Below are 17,075 nucleotides of genomic sequence, written 5' to 3' on the forward strand. Positions count from 1 at the left end.
CTGTTGGATTATATCATATTCTCTGATGGGGACGGTGACTTTTTTGCAAAAAAGTCACCGTCCCCATCAACATCAACAGCATCTCAAAAGATCACGCCGCTGTAGATCACAAATCCGACAAGCCCCATCCCCAACAGGATCAAAATGGGATTGACTTTTCGAAAAGCGGACAGGTAAAAAGCTCCCAATACAATGAATACACCGGCTACATCCATCACCGCTTCCCGGAACAGCAAAAATCCGGCAGATGCGATCAGTCCGATGACCACCGGTCGTATAAATTCCAGGGCACGACGCACGTACAAGCTGTTTCGAAAACGCTGGAAAAAATAACTGATGGTAAAAACGATGACAGAAGACGGCAAGATGACGGCCAATGTGGCAAAAAGGGCCCCCGGCACTCCTCCACTCAACCGATATCCTAGAAATGTAGCCATATTGACGGCAATGACGCCGGGAGTCATTTCTGCGATGCCGACGATGTCCAGAAACTCCGCCGTCTTCATCCACCCTTGTACTTGGATGATCTCCCGCTGCATGATGGGGATCATGGCGTAGCCTCCGCCAAAGGTGAACATACCGATCTTGAAGAAAACGACAAACACTTCCCAGATGATTCCCATTATCGCCGCCTCCTTTCAATGGATCGTTGAAAGGCGACGCCTGCCACGCCGGCCAAAGCGATCACGAAGACCGGGTCCACTTTCAACAATGCAATAAGGATGAATGCGAAAACAGACAACAAATACCAGGTCCATCGAAGCTTGTTTCGTCGAACCAGGTTGAAAACGGCGGCAAACATCAAACCCACAACCGCAGGCCGGATCCCTTGAAAAACGGCATCTGCATACGCCAGGGATCGAAAGCGGTGGTAATTGACAGCCAGGATCAAAATGACAATGACCGGTGAGATGATGCAGCCGACAATGGCCACCAACACACCCGGCAGTCCTGCCACATGGTATCCGGTGAACACGGCACTGTTGATGGCCAAAGGTCCCGGTGCTGCCGTAGCCACAGTAAGCATGTTTAAAAAATCCTGATCGGTAAACCACTTGCGACGGCGGACGAACTCCTCCTCAAAGAGAGGGAGCATGGCAAATCCTCCGCCGACGGTGAAGGCACCGATTTTAAAAAAAGATACAAAGATATCCAGTAAAATTCTCATGAAGCCTCCCTTGTCGCTCAGTAAATGGGGACGGTGACTTTTGTGCAAAAAAGTCACCGTCCCCATTTCTTGCCCCATTTCTTGCTTTCCTGATCAAACGATCGCTTCTTGGAGCACACGATCCTTTTTCAACAGATAGTCGATGACTTCCTGTCTGGTGATCAATCCGATGAATGTGCCGTTATCATCTACCACAGGCACAAAGTTCTGGCTTTTGCTCAATTCTACGATGCGGCTCAACGATTCATTGATTCCGGCCGGCACCACTTTTCGATTACGTTTCACGTCTGTCAACGTAAAACGGCTGGCGGTTTCAAAGGTCATTTTCGGGTTGTTTCGCATGGCCCAAAGAAGATCGCCTTCCGTGATCGTCCCTACGTACTTCCCCTTGTCGTTGATGACGGGGATGGCACTGTATCCGTTTTTGTCCATGACGTCCAGGGCGAATTGTACGGAACAGTTCGTAGGAAGAAACACCACTTCTTTTTTGGGAACCAGCATAAACAAAATGTTTTCCAAATCCTCACCTCGTTTTCCGTAGTCCTTCTATTGCTTTTATTATATAACATTTTACAGGGCCGAGCTTAACTACTTCTTAACAAAGTCCCATGAAAATCATCTAAATCAGATTTTCCGGATTCAACCCCACCAGGTCCGGGTGAACAAAGATCCCGTCCTTGCGGATGAGAACGTCATCGAAGTACATCTCTCCACCACCGTAAGCTTCCGTCTGGATGCATACCAGATCCCAGTGGACAGCAGACTCGTTGCCGTTGGCGGCATCTTCATAACACATGCCCGGGGTAAAGTGGAAGCTTCCCATGATCTTCTCATCAAACAAAATATCGTTCATGGGCTTGAGGATGTAGGGATTGACCCCGATGGCAAACTCCCCGATGTATCGGGCCCCCTCGTCCGTATCCAACACCTGGTTGATTTTTTCCGTATTGTTGGCAGTGGCCTCTACGATCTTTCCGTCTTTGAAAACAAACTTCACGTTGTCGTAGGTGAATCCCTGGTATTGGGATGGCGTATTATAAGTAAGAACGCCGTTGACGCTGTCCACAACCGGAGCCGCATACACTTCCCCATCAGGGATGTTCATCTTCCCGTCGCATTTGATGGCAGGGATATCCTTGATGGAAAAAGTCAGATCCGTTCCCGGACCGGTGATGCGCACCTTGTCCGTCTTGTTCATGAGCTCCACCAAGGGATCCATGGCCACGGACATCTTGTTGTAGTCCAGATTGCAGACATTGAAGTAGAAATCTTCGAAAGATTCCAGACTGGATCCGGCCAATTGGGCCATGGAATAGTTGGGATATCGAAGCACCACCCATTTCGTATGATTCACCCGCTGGTCCGTTACCGGTCGTGTCATTTTGGAGTGCAACCCCATCTTGTCCGCCGGCACGTCCGCCAGTTCCGTGATGTTGTCTGAAGCACGCACGCCGATATAGGCATCCATCTTTTGCATCTGGTACATTTCCACGTCGGTTTGGACTTCCAACTGCTCTTTGGTGGCTTCCATTATCAGCTCCCGGTTGATGGAACTGTCCACCATGGACACAAAAGGATAGGCCTTTGCCTTGTATACTTCTTTCACCAGCTGACGTACCAGGGGTTTTGCACTCTCCCCGTTGACTTGTATGAGGACTTTTTCCCCTTCCTTCACTTCACAGGAATAGTTGACCAGATTTTCTGCCAATTTTTTGATTCTTTCATCCATCTATTCGATCTCCTTTTCAAGAAAAATATTTTTACCTAATTAAGTATATCCCATCGTTCTTATTCCTGGTAGGCTTTTAGCACTTCCTGAAGGGGAATTTTATCGATTTTGCGTTTGGCTGCCATGGTTCCGATAAAAAAGACGGCCATGACGATGACAAACCCGATCCCTATATGAATGGCACGCAGTTCGAAGGGGATCGCCATGTTGTATCCTTCTGCAAAAAACACGACCATCCAGCGAAGAAGCAAAAAGGAAAGTGGTATGCTCACCAGGTAGGTCAACAATGCAATGGCTCTGTAACTGTTCAATACCATGGATTTCACTTCTTTTTTTGAGTATCCCATGACTTTAAGCAGTGAAATGTTGTAGTAATTGTCTTCTACGGTCACACTGGTCAAAACAAAGAGAATGATCAATGCGATCAGCGCCGATGTCCCCACCATGATGTAAACGGAATATTGCATAAATTCCTGCATGAGTACGGCCTGGTCCATGATGGCCTCTTTTTCGATAATGGTGGCGTAGTCACTGGGAGAAGGGGGATCCACCGCATAAACTCCCGTAAATAATCCAGTAGTTGCTCCATCGGTGATGTACCCGCTTAGTTTCCCGATTTCCATAAAAATCTGATCGGAGGAGTAGTCGTTGTCCACTGCGACGATCTTCTCGGTTCGATCGGATCCAGCCACATTCAGCGTCAAGGTCTCCCCAACTTCCCATCCCCTTTTCAAGGCCAGGCTTTTCGTGACGATGATCCCGTCTTCCAAAAGGTGGGTGATCCTTTCCCCGTTTTCGTTATAAAGGGCAAATAACTCGTTATCCGCCTCCAATCCCCTTAACGATTGCGTCTGGGTACCCCACCAGGCATTGGGATAAATGAGGAATGCCTCTTCATGCGCCTCCAGTTCCGGTACTGTTTTTGCTGGGTCCAGATATGCTTCATAGGCGTAATCCTTTTGCTCAAATGCATCCAAGGCCATTCGGTCGATCATCCCCTCCATCATAAAACCCAGGAGGATCAAGACGGATGCTAAAACGACCCCAAGAAAAAAGATCAAAAATTTTCCAGTATTGCGTACAGCGTACAAATATTTGAATCGGCTTTGGGCCGGTGCCTTTCGAAGCATCCTGCTTGTCCATCGCGTCAATCGGTTGACTTTACCTTCCCGATGCGGATGAAGGAGGTCCAGAGGTTTTGTGGAGAGCATTCGCCACACGATCCATGCGGACAAGCCGGCAAACACAATAAACGGCACTAAAACAGCGGTGAAGAAGACGACCGGGTCGTGGGCGATCGGATCCGATGGGAGCAGGTAAAACTCCAGATACAGGTTTTTAAAAGGTTCCGCCACCAAGTACCCCACATAATAACCCAATAAAAGCATGGGCAGGGCCAATACTGCGACCAGCATCATGTATGGTGCGGCGATGGCTCTTCGGCCGTATCCCAATGCTTTGATCAAACCAATGGGACCCCGTTGTCCTTGAAGGATCTTATGGATCAATATGGACGCCATCAGGATCGCAATGACGGCGATGAAGATCCCCAATCCCAGACTCATGGCTTTTCCACCGGCCAATTCATCAAAAATCGCTCCGCTTCGAAGTTGATTTTGCGTCAGGGTGATTTGTGTTGCAAATGGTACTTTTAAAGAAGCCCCTTCTGCCATATCGCGCTGAAACGCTTCCATTTCCATAGGGTTCTCAAAGCCTCCGGCGATCCGCACACTCCAGTTTCCCGAAGCTTGTTCGAATCCCTCCGGGCTCAACAGCGCTACCGTTTGTTTGGCGTTATCGATGATAAAGGTGGAATCGAAAATCGGGAAGGTGTAGTCCGGTAAAAGGACAAATCCCGTGATCGTATAATCCCTGTCGGAAAATGTCACCTCATCCCCTATTTTTAAATCATTCTTCCCGGCAAAGATTGCAGATAGGGCGATCTCCCTTTGACTTTCCGGCTTACGGCCTTCTTCGATATAGGAGCGGTTCAGCGTTTGTGCATCTTTGAAGAAGAGCACCCGAACGCTTTTTTCATTCATCTGCAAATAGGTATCTTTCATTTCCCTGGGCTCCCAGACATTACCGGGAAAAGTTCGGTCCAACGTTTCTAGTCGATTCTCCAGAATCCGATCGTATAATCCCGGTTCTTCCATCTTTAAACGACCCAATGTGTAAACGGAAGTTGCCTCAATTTCTTCTTGTGCCAAGATCGCAGTTTCATCCGGCATGAGAACTTGAAGCATTTCCACCGAAAAATCTTCCTGATCGTACTTGTCCAAGTATTCATTGGTGGGTTTTTCCAATCCGTTGGTGGCATAGAACATGGATGTATAGATAAAAGAACTGAAAAACAAAATAATACCGACGGCCAGCAGCTGCATGCTTTTCTTTTGAATGGTCTTCGTCATATTTTTATATAGCACCGTCTACTACCCCCAACCGATTTCTTTTGCACTTTTTTTCGAATCGTGGATCTCTGTGTTTTCTATGATTCCGGAGTTCATCTTGATCACCCTGTCCGCCATGTCTCCAATACCGGGGTTGTGGGTGATCACCACCATGGTCGTGCCCAAGGATCGATTGAGTTGTTCCAATACGGCCAACACCTGCTTGGCGGTTTCTTCGTCCAGAGATCCGGTAGGCTCGTCACAAAAGAGAATGGCTGGATTTTTGGCGATACTTCTGGCTACCGATACCCGTTGTTGTTCTCCGCCGGAAAGTTGGTAAGGATACTTATGCATTTGTTCTTGCAAGCCCACCTTTTCCAATACCTCTTCCACATCCAGAGGTTCTTTGCCGATGGCGGCCCCCATTTGCACATTCTCATATGCTGTCAAGTTTTGGAGCAAATTGTATTGCTGAAAAACGAATCCCAAATTTTCTCGGCGAAAAGCGGTCAGGGCTTCTTCCTTGTAATCGGTCAAAACCTGATCATTAAAACGTATGACTCCTGAAGAAGGGGTGTCCAACCCGCTGATCACGTTTAGCAAAGTACTTTTCCCGCTTCCGCTTGGGCCTAAAATGACCAGAAATTCTCCATCTTCTATGATCAGGTCTATTCCCTTCAATGCCAGGGTCTGCACCTCTCCCGTTTGATATGTCTTCGTTACATTTTCAAGTATGATCGGCATATTTTCTTTCCTTTCCGAAGCTTATTCATGGTCGTTCTCTCTTGCAAAAGCAGCCAAACCTGCTCCCAAAAGGGCGGCGTTTTCCAACTTGATCCGCTCGATCTGGATCCCCGTATTCAACTGGGCATGTTTCAGATAGGCATCCAGATAATGCTGGATATGGACGGATCCGTAAAATGTGCTACCCTCCATGATCAGGTGCAGCCTGCGGATGACCGGGTCGCTTTTTTGCATCTTCAAGGAGATGCCCACCAGATTGATGGCGGCCAGCTTTGCCGCCCGGCGCAATAGTCCTTTGGCCAAGGCATGGAGAAATTCCTGCTGATCCGGGCTGAGTTTTTCCGCGGCCTCCGCCATGACATTGATGTGGGAAGGCATTCCCTGGGCGAAGCCGGTCAGGTCTTTTGTCGGAAAGAAACCAGCTTTCTGGAACTGAACGAAAGGTTTCCCTGGAAGATAACCATCCTCCACTGCCAGCAGGATGGTTTCCAAAAACAAATCCCCAAGATATGCACCGGACATCATCTTTTCCATCTTTTGTTCTCCCGGATTGGTTGTTTTTTGATCCAATAGCCGGTCTGCGGTGCCTTGAGGGATCCGTCCATATCCTCCCGATTCCAGGTTGACGACGTTGCTCCCCAGTTTATTCTGAAGGGACGGTTCTTTATCGATGGATGCATTGTATTCCACATATGACGTATTCATTCCCGTGCCAAGGATCATGGCGATGCTGTGGAGTCGTTGATCCCGGTGACCCACTGCCACCAACCCCAACAAAGCAGCTGTTGCATCATTGAGGACGGTAATGGCGACAGGTCTTCTCAACCGTTTTCCCAGTTCCTCTCCGATCAACCGGCCTTCCACATCCCGGACCTGGAGTTCCTTGGTAAAGGTGATGAGCCGGCCGTCTCGAGTCGGGGTGATCCGGGTCGGATAAGAAAAGCAAAATCCCAGGCGGTCCGCCTTCTCCTGATCCATGGTCGGTTGGATCAGATCCGCCAGGGCTTGGAAGAAAGCCTCTGCATCCAACTCCTCCTCGGTTCCCGGCATGGGATGGGTCTGGACGTCATAAAGTTTGGGGCCGTCTTCTCCAAAGCGGAGAAGTCCGATCCGGAAATTGGTCCCTCCCGCATCCACGACCACGACTTCCCGATCCCGTTCCACTTCCAGGGACGGATCGATATAGGAAGCCAACATTTTTAAAGAGGAAGATCTCCCAGAGATCCCTCGTTCCATTTCCTCGCAAAAGATCCTGCTTTCCTGGATCAGATCCAGGCTTTCCCAGGACATGCCGTGTTGTTTTAAAAATTTTCTCGCTGCCACTTCCATATTCCTGCCCCCCTTTGTGTCACTCTAAGGTATAGGTACCCACTTTTTGCCGTTCAAAATATGATTTTTTTCTTTGTTTGTATCCGAGGATACCGCCGTATACCCCCATATGGTTTATTATGATACCATACCGATTAAAATAATAAGATATGGAGGAATAAAAAATGATAAATAAAGATATGACCATAGGTGAAGTATTGCGGGTAGACCGTGCCCTGGCAGCAAAATTGATGGAATTCGGCATGGGTTGTGTGGGATGTCCGTCTGCACAGGCAGAGACTCTGGCAGAAGCAGCCAGTGTTCACGGTGTGAATGCAGATGCATTGGTCAACGCACTGAACGGCGCAACGGAGTAAGGCCATGAGCTTGTTTTTAGGACACGTCCATTACTGGCTCTACGACAAGATCAAATGGTTTGAAGCCCTGGAAAGAGACATGCATCAATACGCCACAGATCACGGGTTTCCCAGCAAATCTTGGAAAGAAGAGCACATTGCAAGCTTCGGTGCTCCAGTTGGCGACCAGCCCTTGGAAGATGTCATCGACACCAACAACATCCACGGATGGCTTCAGGACAAGATCCATCGGGCGGAGGGACGCCACGCCGCTTTGGTGACAAAGATCCTCTCTCAGGGAGAAGAACACCTGGACGGATTGAAAGCCCTCTTTGCAAAACAGGGAGCTATCGCTGCGGGCAACTATGAAAAGTCTGTGGAAGAACCGGTAGAGCTTTTCAATGCCCTCAACGATTTCATTTTGGAAGGCATGCCCTGCGACCGGGTCAACGAAGTAGTGGTCAACGACGAAAATGTCATCCAGTGGATCCGAACCACCTGCCTCCACTCCGATCATTGGGATCGGGTCGATGGAAAAGTGGAAAACTTCTATGCACTGCGGGATGCCTGGATCGGCGCCTTTGTCGAAAACCTACACCCGAATTTTACCTACCAACGACTGACGGAAAATACCCAGGCGATCAAAAGGACGGTGGCATCATGAACGGCATACAATTGATGGTGGAAGAACACGTCTATGCAAAACGCATGCTGGATGTCATCCGAAAATACTCCTACCGTTTGCTCAAAGGCGAAGAAGTGGATCTGGACGACTTTCACAAGATGATCGATTTTGTCCGAAACTTTGTGGACAAGCATCACCACGGCAAGGAAGAGGACCTGCTGTTCAACCGGATGGTGGAACATTTGGGACCGGCTGCGGAGAAATTGGTGAAAAACGGCATGTTGGTGGAACACGACCTGGGCCGATTGCATATGCAGGAACTGGAAGCCGCCATCGAACGGGTGAAGGCGGGAGATGACGAGAGCAAGCTGGATCTGATCGCCAATGCCATCGGTTACACCCACCTGCTGCACCGACACATCGACAAGGAAGACGGCGTGGTATACAAATTCGCCGAGAACAATTTTTCAAAAGAGATCTTGGATCAAATCAACGAGGATTGTGCTGCATTCGAACATTTGGCACTAGACAAGGGGATCCAGGAAAAATATATTGCCTTGCTGGAAGAACTGGAAAGCCGGGCGTAGTTTTTTGGGGACGGTGACTTTTTTCAAAAAAAGTCACCGTCCCTGTTTTGAATCAAAATTACCGGGTATCAACAGAACTACAAAGAAAGAGTGTGCGTCCTTAACGGATCCTTCGGGTGACGTTTAAAGTTGGAAGATTGTACAGTCCGGAGATGAAACTTATTGAACTGCTCCTGGATGGCTTATCCACTTCGAGCAAGCAATAGAGGGAAACTCCAGGGAGAGGGCTGTGTGGAAAGAAGATGAAAAGGGATGCAGAAACACTTGCCTTCTTTGTAAAACATTAGCCATAGAAAGGAAAAATGTATGACTAATGAAATCATGTCTTAGGGGATAGCGATCATCAAGCAACACGATCCTATCCTCTAAGACTTTTTTGGTACTGCCTTTTCTTTAATCCCAAAGCTTTCAAGTGTCCCACAACCAACTGCTTTTCCGTGTCGTTTAAGTGCAACAGATCCTGGATGCTCCATTTTTTCTTCAATTGCTCCACGATTTGATCTGCTTCCTCGTCGCTTCTTCGTTCATCATCCATGGTCAGATACACCAGATCCTGCAGGGTATCGTCTCGTTCCAATTCCATTTTCAGCTTCCAAGTTGCTTCCAAAGAACCTTCCTGCAAAAACGACAACATATGATCCGTATCCGTTATGGTTTTGATCCCGGACAAATACTCGTTGCAGCTGCTCCACGGATACTCCTCCGCTCGCTTCACCAGCTTTGCTTTGACGGGATTGTTCAGGATATAGCGAAAAACGGTATGCAGGTATATGTTTGTTTCCACACATTCGCTGCGAAAACGGTCTTGAAATACGTGTCCCATTCGATCATGGGCCACATTGAACCACCGTCCGTACTTGCCGCAAACATCTTTCATGATGGAGCTGATGGATCCATGGGTGTCTTTGATCAAAAAATGCCCATGGTTTTTCATCAAACAGTAGGCGTACAGTTCAAACCCCCAATTTTCTTTGGCTTGCTTCAAAACGTTCAAAAACACTTGATTGTCTCTTCCATCCGTAAAGATGGGTTCCTTGTTGATCCCTCGAACCATGACATGATAGATCCCTGTTTTGCTGATTTTTCTTGCTTTTCTTGGCATTATTTCACCACCCCCATTACCTTATTACTACAAAGGGTGGGGATTTCCTTCTTTAATTGAACGCTTTAAATGGGGACGGTGACTTTTTTGCAAAAAAGTCACCGTCCCCATTTACATTTACACAACTAAATTATTCCACCAGTCGCTTCTCACCCGTCAGATCCCGCAGGGGTTTGATGTCCTGGCTGACTTCCACCACGCCAAGGAATTCTCCTTGTTCATTTCGGACCGCAAAATAGCGGATGTGGACAAATTTTTCTCCCATGTTGATCCAGAAGTCTTCGTGGTCTTTCTTCCCGGATTTCAATTCTTCCACGATCTCTTCCACGATGTGGACACTTGCCGGCGGATGACAATTGCTGACTTCCCGGCCGATGATGGTCTTGGGTCGGGCAAAGATCCGTTCCTTGCCTTGGGTAAAGTATTTTACTCTCCCATCCTTGTCCACGAAGGTCATATCCAAAGGCAGGGTATTGAGCATGGCGTTGAGCTCTTCCTGGGACATGAACCCGGCATCGAACTTGACGTATCCTTCCACGCCCTGGACCTCCGGTTCCATGCTTTCTTCCGGCACGGCCTTGGGTACCCACTCCACCTTGGGTTCAAAGAAAAAGTACCCGTACTCGTCGCTTTCCTCCAGGATCTTCTTCCATTCATTGTCGTTGAGGGTGTCCAACACCATGGGAAATAGAATGTTTTCTTCCTTGAAGATCATTTCTTCCACGCCGTTGATGGCGGCATTTGCTTTTTCCACCACTTCCTCTTTCGGTCTGGCATACTGATAGTTTTTCAGGAGTTCCCGAACTTCTTTGATCAAATCCCGATTTTCATCGTCGACGCCCCACATGACCTGGGGAGGTGCGGTGATCCCGTACTTTTCCATATAGGGAAAGAGCAGGTTTTCTTTTCTTCCGTAATGCTTGTCGATTTCCCACAGATCTTTGAAATCTGCCGCCAGATCCACGGTGACCTTGTCGTTTTCTTCCATGGCATCCACGTGGGGACGGATCTGTTCGTCGATCAATTTCTGGATGAGCTTGTTCTCTTCCCGAAAAGTATGGATCGGGTGACCTGGGGTATCTTCATCCCGTCGAATGGCATGGATCTCCTCGATGGTCCCCTTGAAGACGGAAGCATGGACGTCGCACAGTCGCTGGATCTCCTCCACCGGCATGCCGTCCACCACCAGCTGGGTCTCCATTTCCGTGATCTCCTTGGCGGAAACGTCTTTGAAGTTTTCCTCAAACTTGGCTTTCACCTCATCAAAGTCTTTTCCGTCATGGAGTTCCATGATCAATTCTTTCAGTAATTTTTGCCGATACTCCCGATTGTTGATGTGTTCGCTCATTTTCATCCCTCCATAGATGGTGTTTGCCGTTCTGCTTATTCTTCTACCCGAAAACCATGGGTCTCAAAAGTCTTTTTGATTTGTTCCAGGTCGATCTTTTTCATGGTCGCTCCCTTTTCCACGGTCATGAACCGTCCGACAGTGGCGATCATCTTGGGATCCACGATATTTTCAAAACCCAATTCCTTCATGATCTCCGGAAACTCCGGATATTTTTTGGTTAGGGATTGTACCGTTTCCTTCAAACTCAAAACTTTTTCCATGATGCCTCCTTACTGTCGTTGAAACAGGATGTTGTTTTCCTTGTGCACGTGCTGGAATATATCCCCTTCCAGTTCTTCCAGGAGTCCGTAAAACCTTTCATAACTGGGACATCCATCGGCAGGAACCGTAAAATCCTGGGTCAAGTCTCGAAGATTTCTCAGCAATTCGCCGGCCACTTCGTGTTCGCTTTCCACTTCCTGGCGAACGCTTCCATGATCTTGTCCTTTCAGGATGGCCGGAAACAGGGTGACTTCCTCCTTGATCAAATGCTGCTCCAGATCTGCTTTCAGCCCATGGAAATCCTTGAATACTTCAAACAATTCCGGATGGGCATCTCCATGGGCCCGCAATACGGCATTGGCCAGATGGGAGATCACCGGCAAATTCTGGTTCAGATAGGCATGATGGGTATTGACGATGTGGTCGATGAGTTGGGCATCCGTCAAGTCCGTGTATACGGTCCCTTCCTCCAGAGTCGTCTCCTGTGCCAGTGCATGGATCGATGCCAGTACCTTTTCTGCCTCTACATTTTTCTCCGCTGCCGCTTCTTCCAGGCTTCGATGTCCTCCACAACAAAAGTCGATCCGATATGCCTGCAGTACTTCCGCCGCTTTGGGAAAACTAGCAACGATGCTTCCCAGTGTATGTTTTTTGGTAAATTCTATGGTATTTTTCATGATTTTCATCCTCCATCGGTTTATTTGTCTTCATTGTATGACAACAGAACCGGAAAAACTGTGATGCAAATCATGTTTTGAATCTTTTCTTTCTTTTTTGTGATCTTTTCTTACGTCCTCTCCAGTCGGTCCACATCCAGCACCCGGATCTTCTTGTTTCCGGTCATTTCGATGATCCCTTCCTCCTGAAGGGCGCTCAACTTTCTGCTCACCGTCTCCCGGGTGACGCCGATATAATTGGCCAACCCTTCCCGGCTCAGCGGAAGTACGAATTCCATGCCGTCTTCCAGCTTCTCTTGTTTCAAGGCCTTTTGCCCCAGTTCCAACAACAAGGACTGGATCCGGGCATCCACGCTTTTGGCTCCCAAATTTTCGATCATGGATTCCAAATGATCGATCCGGGATACCAATTCCTCCATGATCTTTTGGTTGATGTGGGGATAGTCCTTCATCAGCCGCTGAAAATCTTTTCTGCTGATCATGCAAAGATCCACCGGTTCGATGGCTGCCACATTGTATTCCGTCTTTTTATCCACGAACAGGCTTTTTTCTCCAAAAAAATCCCCTGGGAAAAACAAATGGAGGATCTGCTCTTTACCATCCGCCGTATGGCGATAGGCTTTCGCCTTTCCCCGATTGATGATCATCAAGCCCTGGAGTACTCCTCCCTCGAAAAAGAGGGTCTCTCTCTTATCAAAATGCTTTCGCCGAATCAAGGATACCACTGTTTCCAATTGTTCCCCGTCCAGATGACTGAAAATGGGTACACGCCGGGCACACAAACTGTGTCCGCAGCTTTTGCACGTCTCGCTCATGCTGTTACCTTCTTTACTTTTTAGTAGTTGTCGTACGTCATTTTTTATACCCCCAAAAGAGCGCCTTAGTCAAAAAAAGCAAAAAGGGGGGGACCCCCCTTCAAACCGAAGTTTTCCGGAGGGTCCTGGGGGTGATTATGGTATTACCCAATCAATAGAATGTTGCCAATGTCAAGATGTTGCCAATGTTGCAACGGATCTGGTTGAAAGACGTCCAGTAGAAAAATGTACACCTTGGATATATCAAAAAAAGACCGACCTGAAGAATTTGCATTCTACTGGTCGGTTACGCTTCCAACTCCTACCGGATAAAGCGTCCATATTCTTCCGGTATTCATCGTTCCCACAACATATGGGCCACAAAGTCGAAACCCCAAACACACAAAACGACCTTGGATTGTTCACAAGGTCGGTTACGCTTCCAACTCCTGCCGGATAAAGCGTCCATGTTCTTCCGGCTTTCATCGTTCCCTTTGTTTCGGATTTCTCTTCACAATCCTTTTACCCAACGAAAAATCAAATAAACGGACTGTAAAAAACTTGAAACGAATTGATGTAGGAATTGCATCACATTTTAGTATTTTTACATTCTGCATCCAGTCCCTCGATCTCGTCGATCTTCTTGAGCAGCTGGGTGGTATGATACGTGTAAACGCTTTGGGATGTATCGGATTTTTGGATCCGCTCTTTTTCCATGTCCACATCCATTTTTGCCAACTTTTCCGCACTTTCCGGGTCCACCACCAAGGTATTTGCAATACTGTCCAACACCTTCAGGTGGGTATATATGGCATCAAAATCCTCCATGATCTCCGTTCTTCGCTGCAGATCTTGGGCGTGTCGCTTTTTCATGCCGATCTCCACCCTGTAGTCCGCCAACTCCGTCTCATAACTGTCCAAGGCTTCCTTCAATGCTTCCATGTCTGCCGGTTCCTGATGGCAAAAGACCTTGTCCAAATTCTCCTTGATCAGTTCATTCAACACTTTCGCCTTGTTGTTCAGAGTCTTCTCAAAGCTGTAGGGGAAGATCAGAAAATTCACTGCGATCCCCACTCCCAAACCGATCAAGGTGTCGATGGTACGATTGATGGCATACCAATAAACGGTCTCTCCAGACATGTTCAACATGATCCCCAAAAATACGAAACTGGCAATGATGATGGACTTGTTCCACTTCATCACATTCAAAAAATAAATGAGCAGGATGATCCCCAAACTGGTCAGAACAAGACTCCCCGGGCTCCAGTACGCAAATGCCATGCCCAAAAGAGCTCCAAGAACCGTTCCGATGACCCGATTCTTTCCGACTTCCAGGGAGTTGACCACGGAGTTTTCCATGGACAGCATGGCCGCCACCACAATGAAAAAGGAATCGTCCTCCATGATGTATTTCCCGATCAACAATGAGATCAGTACAGCAACGGCTGTTTTTAGATTTCGCATACCCAAACGGTAACTCTTGGAGCTTTTGTAATTCATCATTTTTTCCGGATTCCCTCTTCCGACAAGGTGATCTTCCCTTGCTTCAACAAACGTCCGATGGCCCTTTTAAAAGCACTTTTGCTCATTCCAAACTCCGATTTGATGGCGCTGGCCTGGCTTTTGTCGTGATAGGGCAAAAACCCGTTTCCTCGATCCAGCTTCTGGTAGATGGTCTCTGCATCCCCGTCGATCTCATCGTGGGCTTGCTTTCGAGTGCTAAGGTTCAGCTTTCCGTCGGGACGGACTTTGACGACTCGGCCTTCCACCCAGTCCCCCTTGTCGTAAATGCCGAACATTTCATTCAATGGGATCATGGCGTGGTACTTTTCATCAACGGCCACGAAGACTCCCATCTCCTTGTTCATGGCATACACGACGCCTTTCACCGTATCCTCCGCTTTGTAGGGACTTTGGGATCCCAGCATGTTATGGATCTTCATGGTGGCGCAGAGCCGATCCGATTTGTCCACATACAAAGCCACCAGACAGACATCGCCAGTCTTTACTTTTCCGATCTGCTCCTTGAAGGGCAGCAGCAGGTCTTTCTCCAACCCCCAATCCAAAAACGCTCCGATATTGGTGGCTTCCACCACTTTCAGCTGGCGGATCTGTCCCATCAAGATCTTTGGTTTGCGAACCGTGGCAATCAGTCGGTCCTCGGAATCCCGGTACAAAAACACGGTCAACTCATCCCCTACCTGCGCTCCTTCCGGAACCTGGCTTTGGGGAAGAAGGACATCATCGTCCAAGGCACCGTCAAATTCATTTAAATACACCCCGATGGATGTTTGCCGCAGAATGGTCAGCTTCTGCATTTCTCCCAATTGCATATTTTACAATCCTTTCCTTGTTGGCTGCTTCACTTTCTCTTCTATTATACCCTATTACAAGGCGTTTGCCATCATCCCGGAGAATTTTCCATCTATCAACTACATCAAATCCCATTCTTACTCCTTGACTTTACTGTGCTAAAGCATTACAATTCTTTTATAAAACGCAAGGAGGAAAAGGCATGAAAAAAACCATTATTGCAATACTGTTGACGGCGCTTGTCGCTACTTTGTTTTTCGGCTGTTCCAGCCCGTCCGACGACACTGACGACTCTTGGGGAGAGTTGGAAGAAAGAGGGACCATCATCGTCGGCTTTGACGACACCTTTGTTCCCATGGGATTTAAAGACGGAAGCGGCACCATCGTCGGCTTCGATGTGGACCTGGCCAAAGAAGCCATCGGTCGAATGGGTCTGGAAGCAGAATTTCAACCCATCGATTGGAACTTGAAAGAGACGGAGCTCAATTCCAAGAACATCGACTTGATCTGGAATGGATACACCATCACCGACGCGCGAAAAGAAAAAGTCAACTTCACTTCACCATATCTGGACAATCGACAGGTGATCGTGGTGCTTAGCGGCTCCGACATCGCAACAAAAGCAGGTCTGGAAGGCCGGATCGTGGCAGCCCAGAATGCATCCAGCGCACTTGCCGCCATTACGGAAGAAGGAGCAGGCGCCACTTTTGACGGTGGAGAGCCCATTCTGTTTGACACCTACAATGATGCCTTCATGGATCTGGAAGCCGGTCGAGTGGATGCTGTTGTAGCCGATGAGATCCTGGCACGCTATTATATCGCGGAGCGTGGAGAAGAAAAATACACCGTACTGTCGGAAGATTTCGGCGATGAAGAATACGGCGTTGGCGTTCGCAAGACGGACGAGACCCTGTTGACCAAATTGAATGAAGCACTGGATGCCATGAAAGAAGACGGCGCCGCTGCAACCATCTCCGAAAAATGGTTCGGAGAAAACATCGTTAAATAACAAGGAGATGCTATGGATTATCTGATGGAAATGGCCCCGCTTATGCTGCAGGGATTACGCACCACCCTTTGGTTGTTCTTTTTGACGGCTCTAGGGTCCATACCCCTGGGGATGCTGGTTTGCATCCTCCGGTTGTCCAAATTCAAACCCCTGCAAACGGCCATGCAGCTGTACATCCTGCTGATGCGGGGTACACCTTTGCTGCTCCAGCTGATTTTCATTTTTTTCGGATTGCCGGTGATCGGCATCGTCATCAATCGGGAAGCGGCAGCCCTGTTGGCGTTCATCCTGAATTACGCCGCATACTTTGCAGAGATCTTTCGGGGAGGGATCCTCTCCGTCAGCCAGGGGCAATACGAAGCCAGTACTGTTCTGGGACTTTCCAAGTCTCAGACTTTCTTTGGGGTGATCCTTCCCCAGGTCATCAAACGGGTCCTTCCTCCGGGAGGAAACGAATTGATCACCCTGGTGAAAGATACCTCTCTGGCTTACATTCTAGGTTTGGGGGATGTCCTTCGGGCATCCCGTACCCTGACCAATCAACAGGCATCCCTGGTGCCCTTGTTCGTTGCAGGATTCATCTACCTACTATTGGTGGGTGTGGTCACGTTGGCCCTGAAGAAAGCGGAAGTCCGCTTTGACTATTACAAGTAGGTGAAGC

General features: G+C 48.3%; 19 protein-coding genes. 5 read left to right on the top strand and 14 right to left on the bottom strand.

The features are described from left to right. Window positions 1-83: 83 nt before the first annotated feature. From J0B03_RS04460 to J0B03_RS04490, 7 genes are all read right to left on the bottom strand, one after another. Window positions 84-623, bottom strand: a complete 540-nt coding sequence (locus tag J0B03_RS04460; protein WP_207300656.1) for a chromate transporter — start codon at window positions 621-623, stop codon at window positions 84-86. Further along, window positions 623-1,168 (bottom strand): chromate transporter, encoded by a 546-nt coding sequence (locus J0B03_RS04465; protein WP_207300657.1) that lies wholly within the window; start codon window positions 1,166-1,168, stop codon window positions 623-625. Before J0B03_RS04465 ends, J0B03_RS04460 begins: the two co-directional genes overlap by 1 nt. Before the next feature lie 93 nt (window positions 1,169-1,261). Then, on the bottom strand, window positions 1,262-1,687 hold the full coding sequence (locus tag J0B03_RS04470) for a CBS domain-containing protein (protein ID WP_207300658.1): 426 nt from the start codon (window positions 1,685-1,687) through the stop codon (window positions 1,262-1,264). A gap of 100 nt (window positions 1,688-1,787) precedes the next feature. Beyond that, on the bottom strand, window positions 1,788-2,897 hold the full coding sequence (locus J0B03_RS04475; RefSeq protein WP_207300659.1) for an aminopeptidase: 1,110 nt from the start codon (window positions 2,895-2,897) through the stop codon (window positions 1,788-1,790). A gap of 59 nt (window positions 2,898-2,956) precedes the next feature. After that, window positions 2,957-5,323 carry an ABC transporter permease gene (locus J0B03_RS04480; protein WP_207300660.1) on the bottom strand — a complete coding sequence of 789 codons (2,367 nt, stop codon included), beginning with the start codon at window positions 5,321-5,323 and terminating at the stop codon, window positions 2,957-2,959. A 6-nt stretch (window positions 5,324-5,329) separates the two neighbouring features. Further along, entirely contained in the window at window positions 5,330-6,031 is a 702-nt protein-coding gene (locus tag J0B03_RS04485) for an ABC transporter ATP-binding protein (RefSeq protein ID WP_207300661.1), read from the bottom strand. A 21-nt stretch (window positions 6,032-6,052) separates the two neighbouring features. Continuing rightward, on the bottom strand, window positions 6,053-7,360 hold the full coding sequence (locus J0B03_RS04490) for an ROK family protein (protein WP_207300662.1): 1,308 nt from the start codon (window positions 7,358-7,360) through the stop codon (window positions 6,053-6,055). Between the two features lie 164 nt (window positions 7,361-7,524). Here J0B03_RS04490 and J0B03_RS04495 point away from each other — a divergent pair, with 164 nt between their 5' ends. From J0B03_RS04495 to J0B03_RS04505, 3 genes are read left to right on the top strand one after another with little or no spacing between them, the layout of a single operon-like run. Continuing rightward, window positions 7,525-7,716: a DUF1858 domain-containing protein gene (locus tag J0B03_RS04495; RefSeq protein ID WP_207300663.1), complete on the top strand. Its 192-nt coding sequence runs from the start codon at window positions 7,525-7,527 to the stop codon at window positions 7,714-7,716. A gap of 4 nt (window positions 7,717-7,720) precedes the next feature. After that, entirely contained in the window at window positions 7,721-8,359 is a 639-nt protein-coding gene (locus tag J0B03_RS04500) for a hypothetical protein (protein WP_207300664.1), read from the top strand. After that, window positions 8,356-8,907: a hemerythrin domain-containing protein gene (locus tag J0B03_RS04505; protein ID WP_207300665.1), complete on the top strand. Its 552-nt coding sequence runs from the start codon at window positions 8,356-8,358 to the stop codon at window positions 8,905-8,907. The genes J0B03_RS04500 and J0B03_RS04505 overlap by 4 nt, the downstream gene beginning before the upstream one ends. A 358-nt stretch (window positions 8,908-9,265) precedes the next feature. On the opposite strand, the gene J0B03_RS04510 is transcribed toward J0B03_RS04505, so the two are convergent. From J0B03_RS04510 to J0B03_RS04540, 7 genes are all read right to left on the bottom strand, one after another. Then, complete coding sequence (locus J0B03_RS04510) at window positions 9,266-10,009, bottom strand: REP-associated tyrosine transposase (RefSeq protein WP_207300666.1); 744 nt, start codon at window positions 10,007-10,009, stop codon at window positions 9,266-9,268. Window positions 10,010-10,139: 130 nt separating this feature from the next. Next, the gene (locus tag J0B03_RS04515) at window positions 10,140-11,357 is read right to left on the bottom strand and encodes a DUF438 domain-containing protein (protein ID WP_207300667.1); all 1,218 of its coding nucleotides are present in this window, start codon (window positions 11,355-11,357) and stop codon (window positions 10,140-10,142) included. Window positions 11,358-11,392: 35 nt separating this feature from the next. Beyond that, window positions 11,393-11,620 carry a DUF1858 domain-containing protein gene (locus J0B03_RS04520; protein WP_207300668.1) on the bottom strand — a complete coding sequence of 76 codons (228 nt, stop codon included), beginning with the start codon at window positions 11,618-11,620 and terminating at the stop codon, window positions 11,393-11,395. 9 nt (window positions 11,621-11,629) lie between these two features. Further along, window positions 11,630-12,298, bottom strand: coding sequence for an iron-sulfur cluster repair di-iron protein (gene ric, locus J0B03_RS04525; protein WP_207300669.1), 669 nt, complete (start codon window positions 12,296-12,298; stop codon window positions 11,630-11,632). 110 nt (window positions 12,299-12,408) lie between these two features. Further along, window positions 12,409-13,113: a Crp/Fnr family transcriptional regulator gene (locus tag J0B03_RS04530; protein ID WP_207300670.1), complete on the bottom strand. Its 705-nt coding sequence runs from the start codon at window positions 13,111-13,113 to the stop codon at window positions 12,409-12,411. A gap of 567 nt (window positions 13,114-13,680) precedes the next feature. After that, the gene (locus J0B03_RS04535; protein ID WP_207300671.1) at window positions 13,681-14,595 is read right to left on the bottom strand and encodes an FUSC family protein; all 915 of its coding nucleotides are present in this window, start codon (window positions 14,593-14,595) and stop codon (window positions 13,681-13,683) included. Further along, the gene (locus J0B03_RS04540; protein ID WP_207300672.1) at window positions 14,592-15,425 is read right to left on the bottom strand and encodes a CvfB family protein; all 834 of its coding nucleotides are present in this window, start codon (window positions 15,423-15,425) and stop codon (window positions 14,592-14,594) included. Before J0B03_RS04540 ends, J0B03_RS04535 begins: the two co-directional genes overlap by 4 nt. A gap of 182 nt (window positions 15,426-15,607) precedes the next feature. Here J0B03_RS04540 and J0B03_RS04545 point away from each other — a divergent pair, with 182 nt between their 5' ends. Next, window positions 15,608-16,414 carry an amino acid ABC transporter substrate-binding protein gene (locus tag J0B03_RS04545; RefSeq protein ID WP_207300673.1) on the top strand — a complete coding sequence of 269 codons (807 nt, stop codon included), beginning with the start codon at window positions 15,608-15,610 and terminating at the stop codon, window positions 16,412-16,414. Window positions 16,415-16,426: 12 nt separating this feature from the next. Further along, window positions 16,427-17,068 (top strand): amino acid ABC transporter permease, encoded by a 642-nt coding sequence (locus J0B03_RS04550; protein ID WP_207300674.1) that lies wholly within the window; start codon window positions 16,427-16,429, stop codon window positions 17,066-17,068. Window positions 17,069-17,075: the final 7 nt, after the last annotated feature.

Origin of the sequence: Alkalibacter rhizosphaerae, assembly GCF_017352215.1 — a bacterium.
Lineage (GTDB): Bacteria > Bacillota > Clostridia > Eubacteriales > Alkalibacteraceae > Alkalibacter > Alkalibacter rhizosphaerae.

Coding starts and splice junctions, on each gene's coding strand:
- J0B03_RS04515 (WP_207300667.1), bottom strand. CDS start 11,357: ATGAGCGAACACATCAACAATCGGGAGTATCGGCAAAAATTACTGAAA.
- ric (WP_207300669.1), bottom strand. CDS start 12,298: ATGAAAAATACCATAGAATTTACCAAAAAACATACACTGGGAAGCATC.
- J0B03_RS04465 (WP_207300657.1), bottom strand. CDS start 1,168: ATGAGAATTTTACTGGATATCTTTGTATCTTTTTTTAAAATCGGTGCC.
- J0B03_RS04490 (WP_207300662.1), bottom strand. CDS start 7,360: ATGGAAGTGGCAGCGAGAAAATTTTTAAAACAACACGGCATGTCCTGG.
- J0B03_RS04530 (WP_207300670.1), bottom strand. CDS start 13,113: ATGAGCGAGACGTGCAAAAGCTGCGGACACAGTTTGTGTGCCCGGCGT.
- J0B03_RS04540 (WP_207300672.1), bottom strand. CDS start 15,425: ATGCAATTGGGAGAAATGCAGAAGCTGACCATTCTGCGGCAAACATCC.
- J0B03_RS04505 (WP_207300665.1), top strand. CDS start 8,356: ATGAACGGCATACAATTGATGGTGGAAGAACACGTCTATGCAAAACGC.
- J0B03_RS04475 (WP_207300659.1), bottom strand. CDS start 2,897: ATGGATGAAAGAATCAAAAAATTGGCAGAAAATCTGGTCAACTATTCC.
- J0B03_RS04495 (WP_207300663.1), top strand. CDS start 7,525: ATGATAAATAAAGATATGACCATAGGTGAAGTATTGCGGGTAGACCGT.
- J0B03_RS04535 (WP_207300671.1), bottom strand. CDS start 14,595: ATGATGAATTACAAAAGCTCCAAGAGTTACCGTTTGGGTATGCGAAAT.
- J0B03_RS04460 (WP_207300656.1), bottom strand. CDS start 623: ATGGGAATCATCTGGGAAGTGTTTGTCGTTTTCTTCAAGATCGGTATG.
- J0B03_RS04520 (WP_207300668.1), bottom strand. CDS start 11,620: ATGGAAAAAGTTTTGAGTTTGAAGGAAACGGTACAATCCCTAACCAAA.
- J0B03_RS04485 (WP_207300661.1), bottom strand. CDS start 6,031: ATGCCGATCATACTTGAAAATGTAACGAAGACATATCAAACGGGAGAG.
- J0B03_RS04545 (WP_207300673.1), top strand. CDS start 15,608: ATGAAAAAAACCATTATTGCAATACTGTTGACGGCGCTTGTCGCTACT.
- J0B03_RS04500 (WP_207300664.1), top strand. CDS start 7,721: ATGAGCTTGTTTTTAGGACACGTCCATTACTGGCTCTACGACAAGATC.
- J0B03_RS04550 (WP_207300674.1), top strand. CDS start 16,427: ATGGATTATCTGATGGAAATGGCCCCGCTTATGCTGCAGGGATTACGC.
- J0B03_RS04510 (WP_207300666.1), bottom strand. CDS start 10,009: ATGCCAAGAAAAGCAAGAAAAATCAGCAAAACAGGGATCTATCATGTC.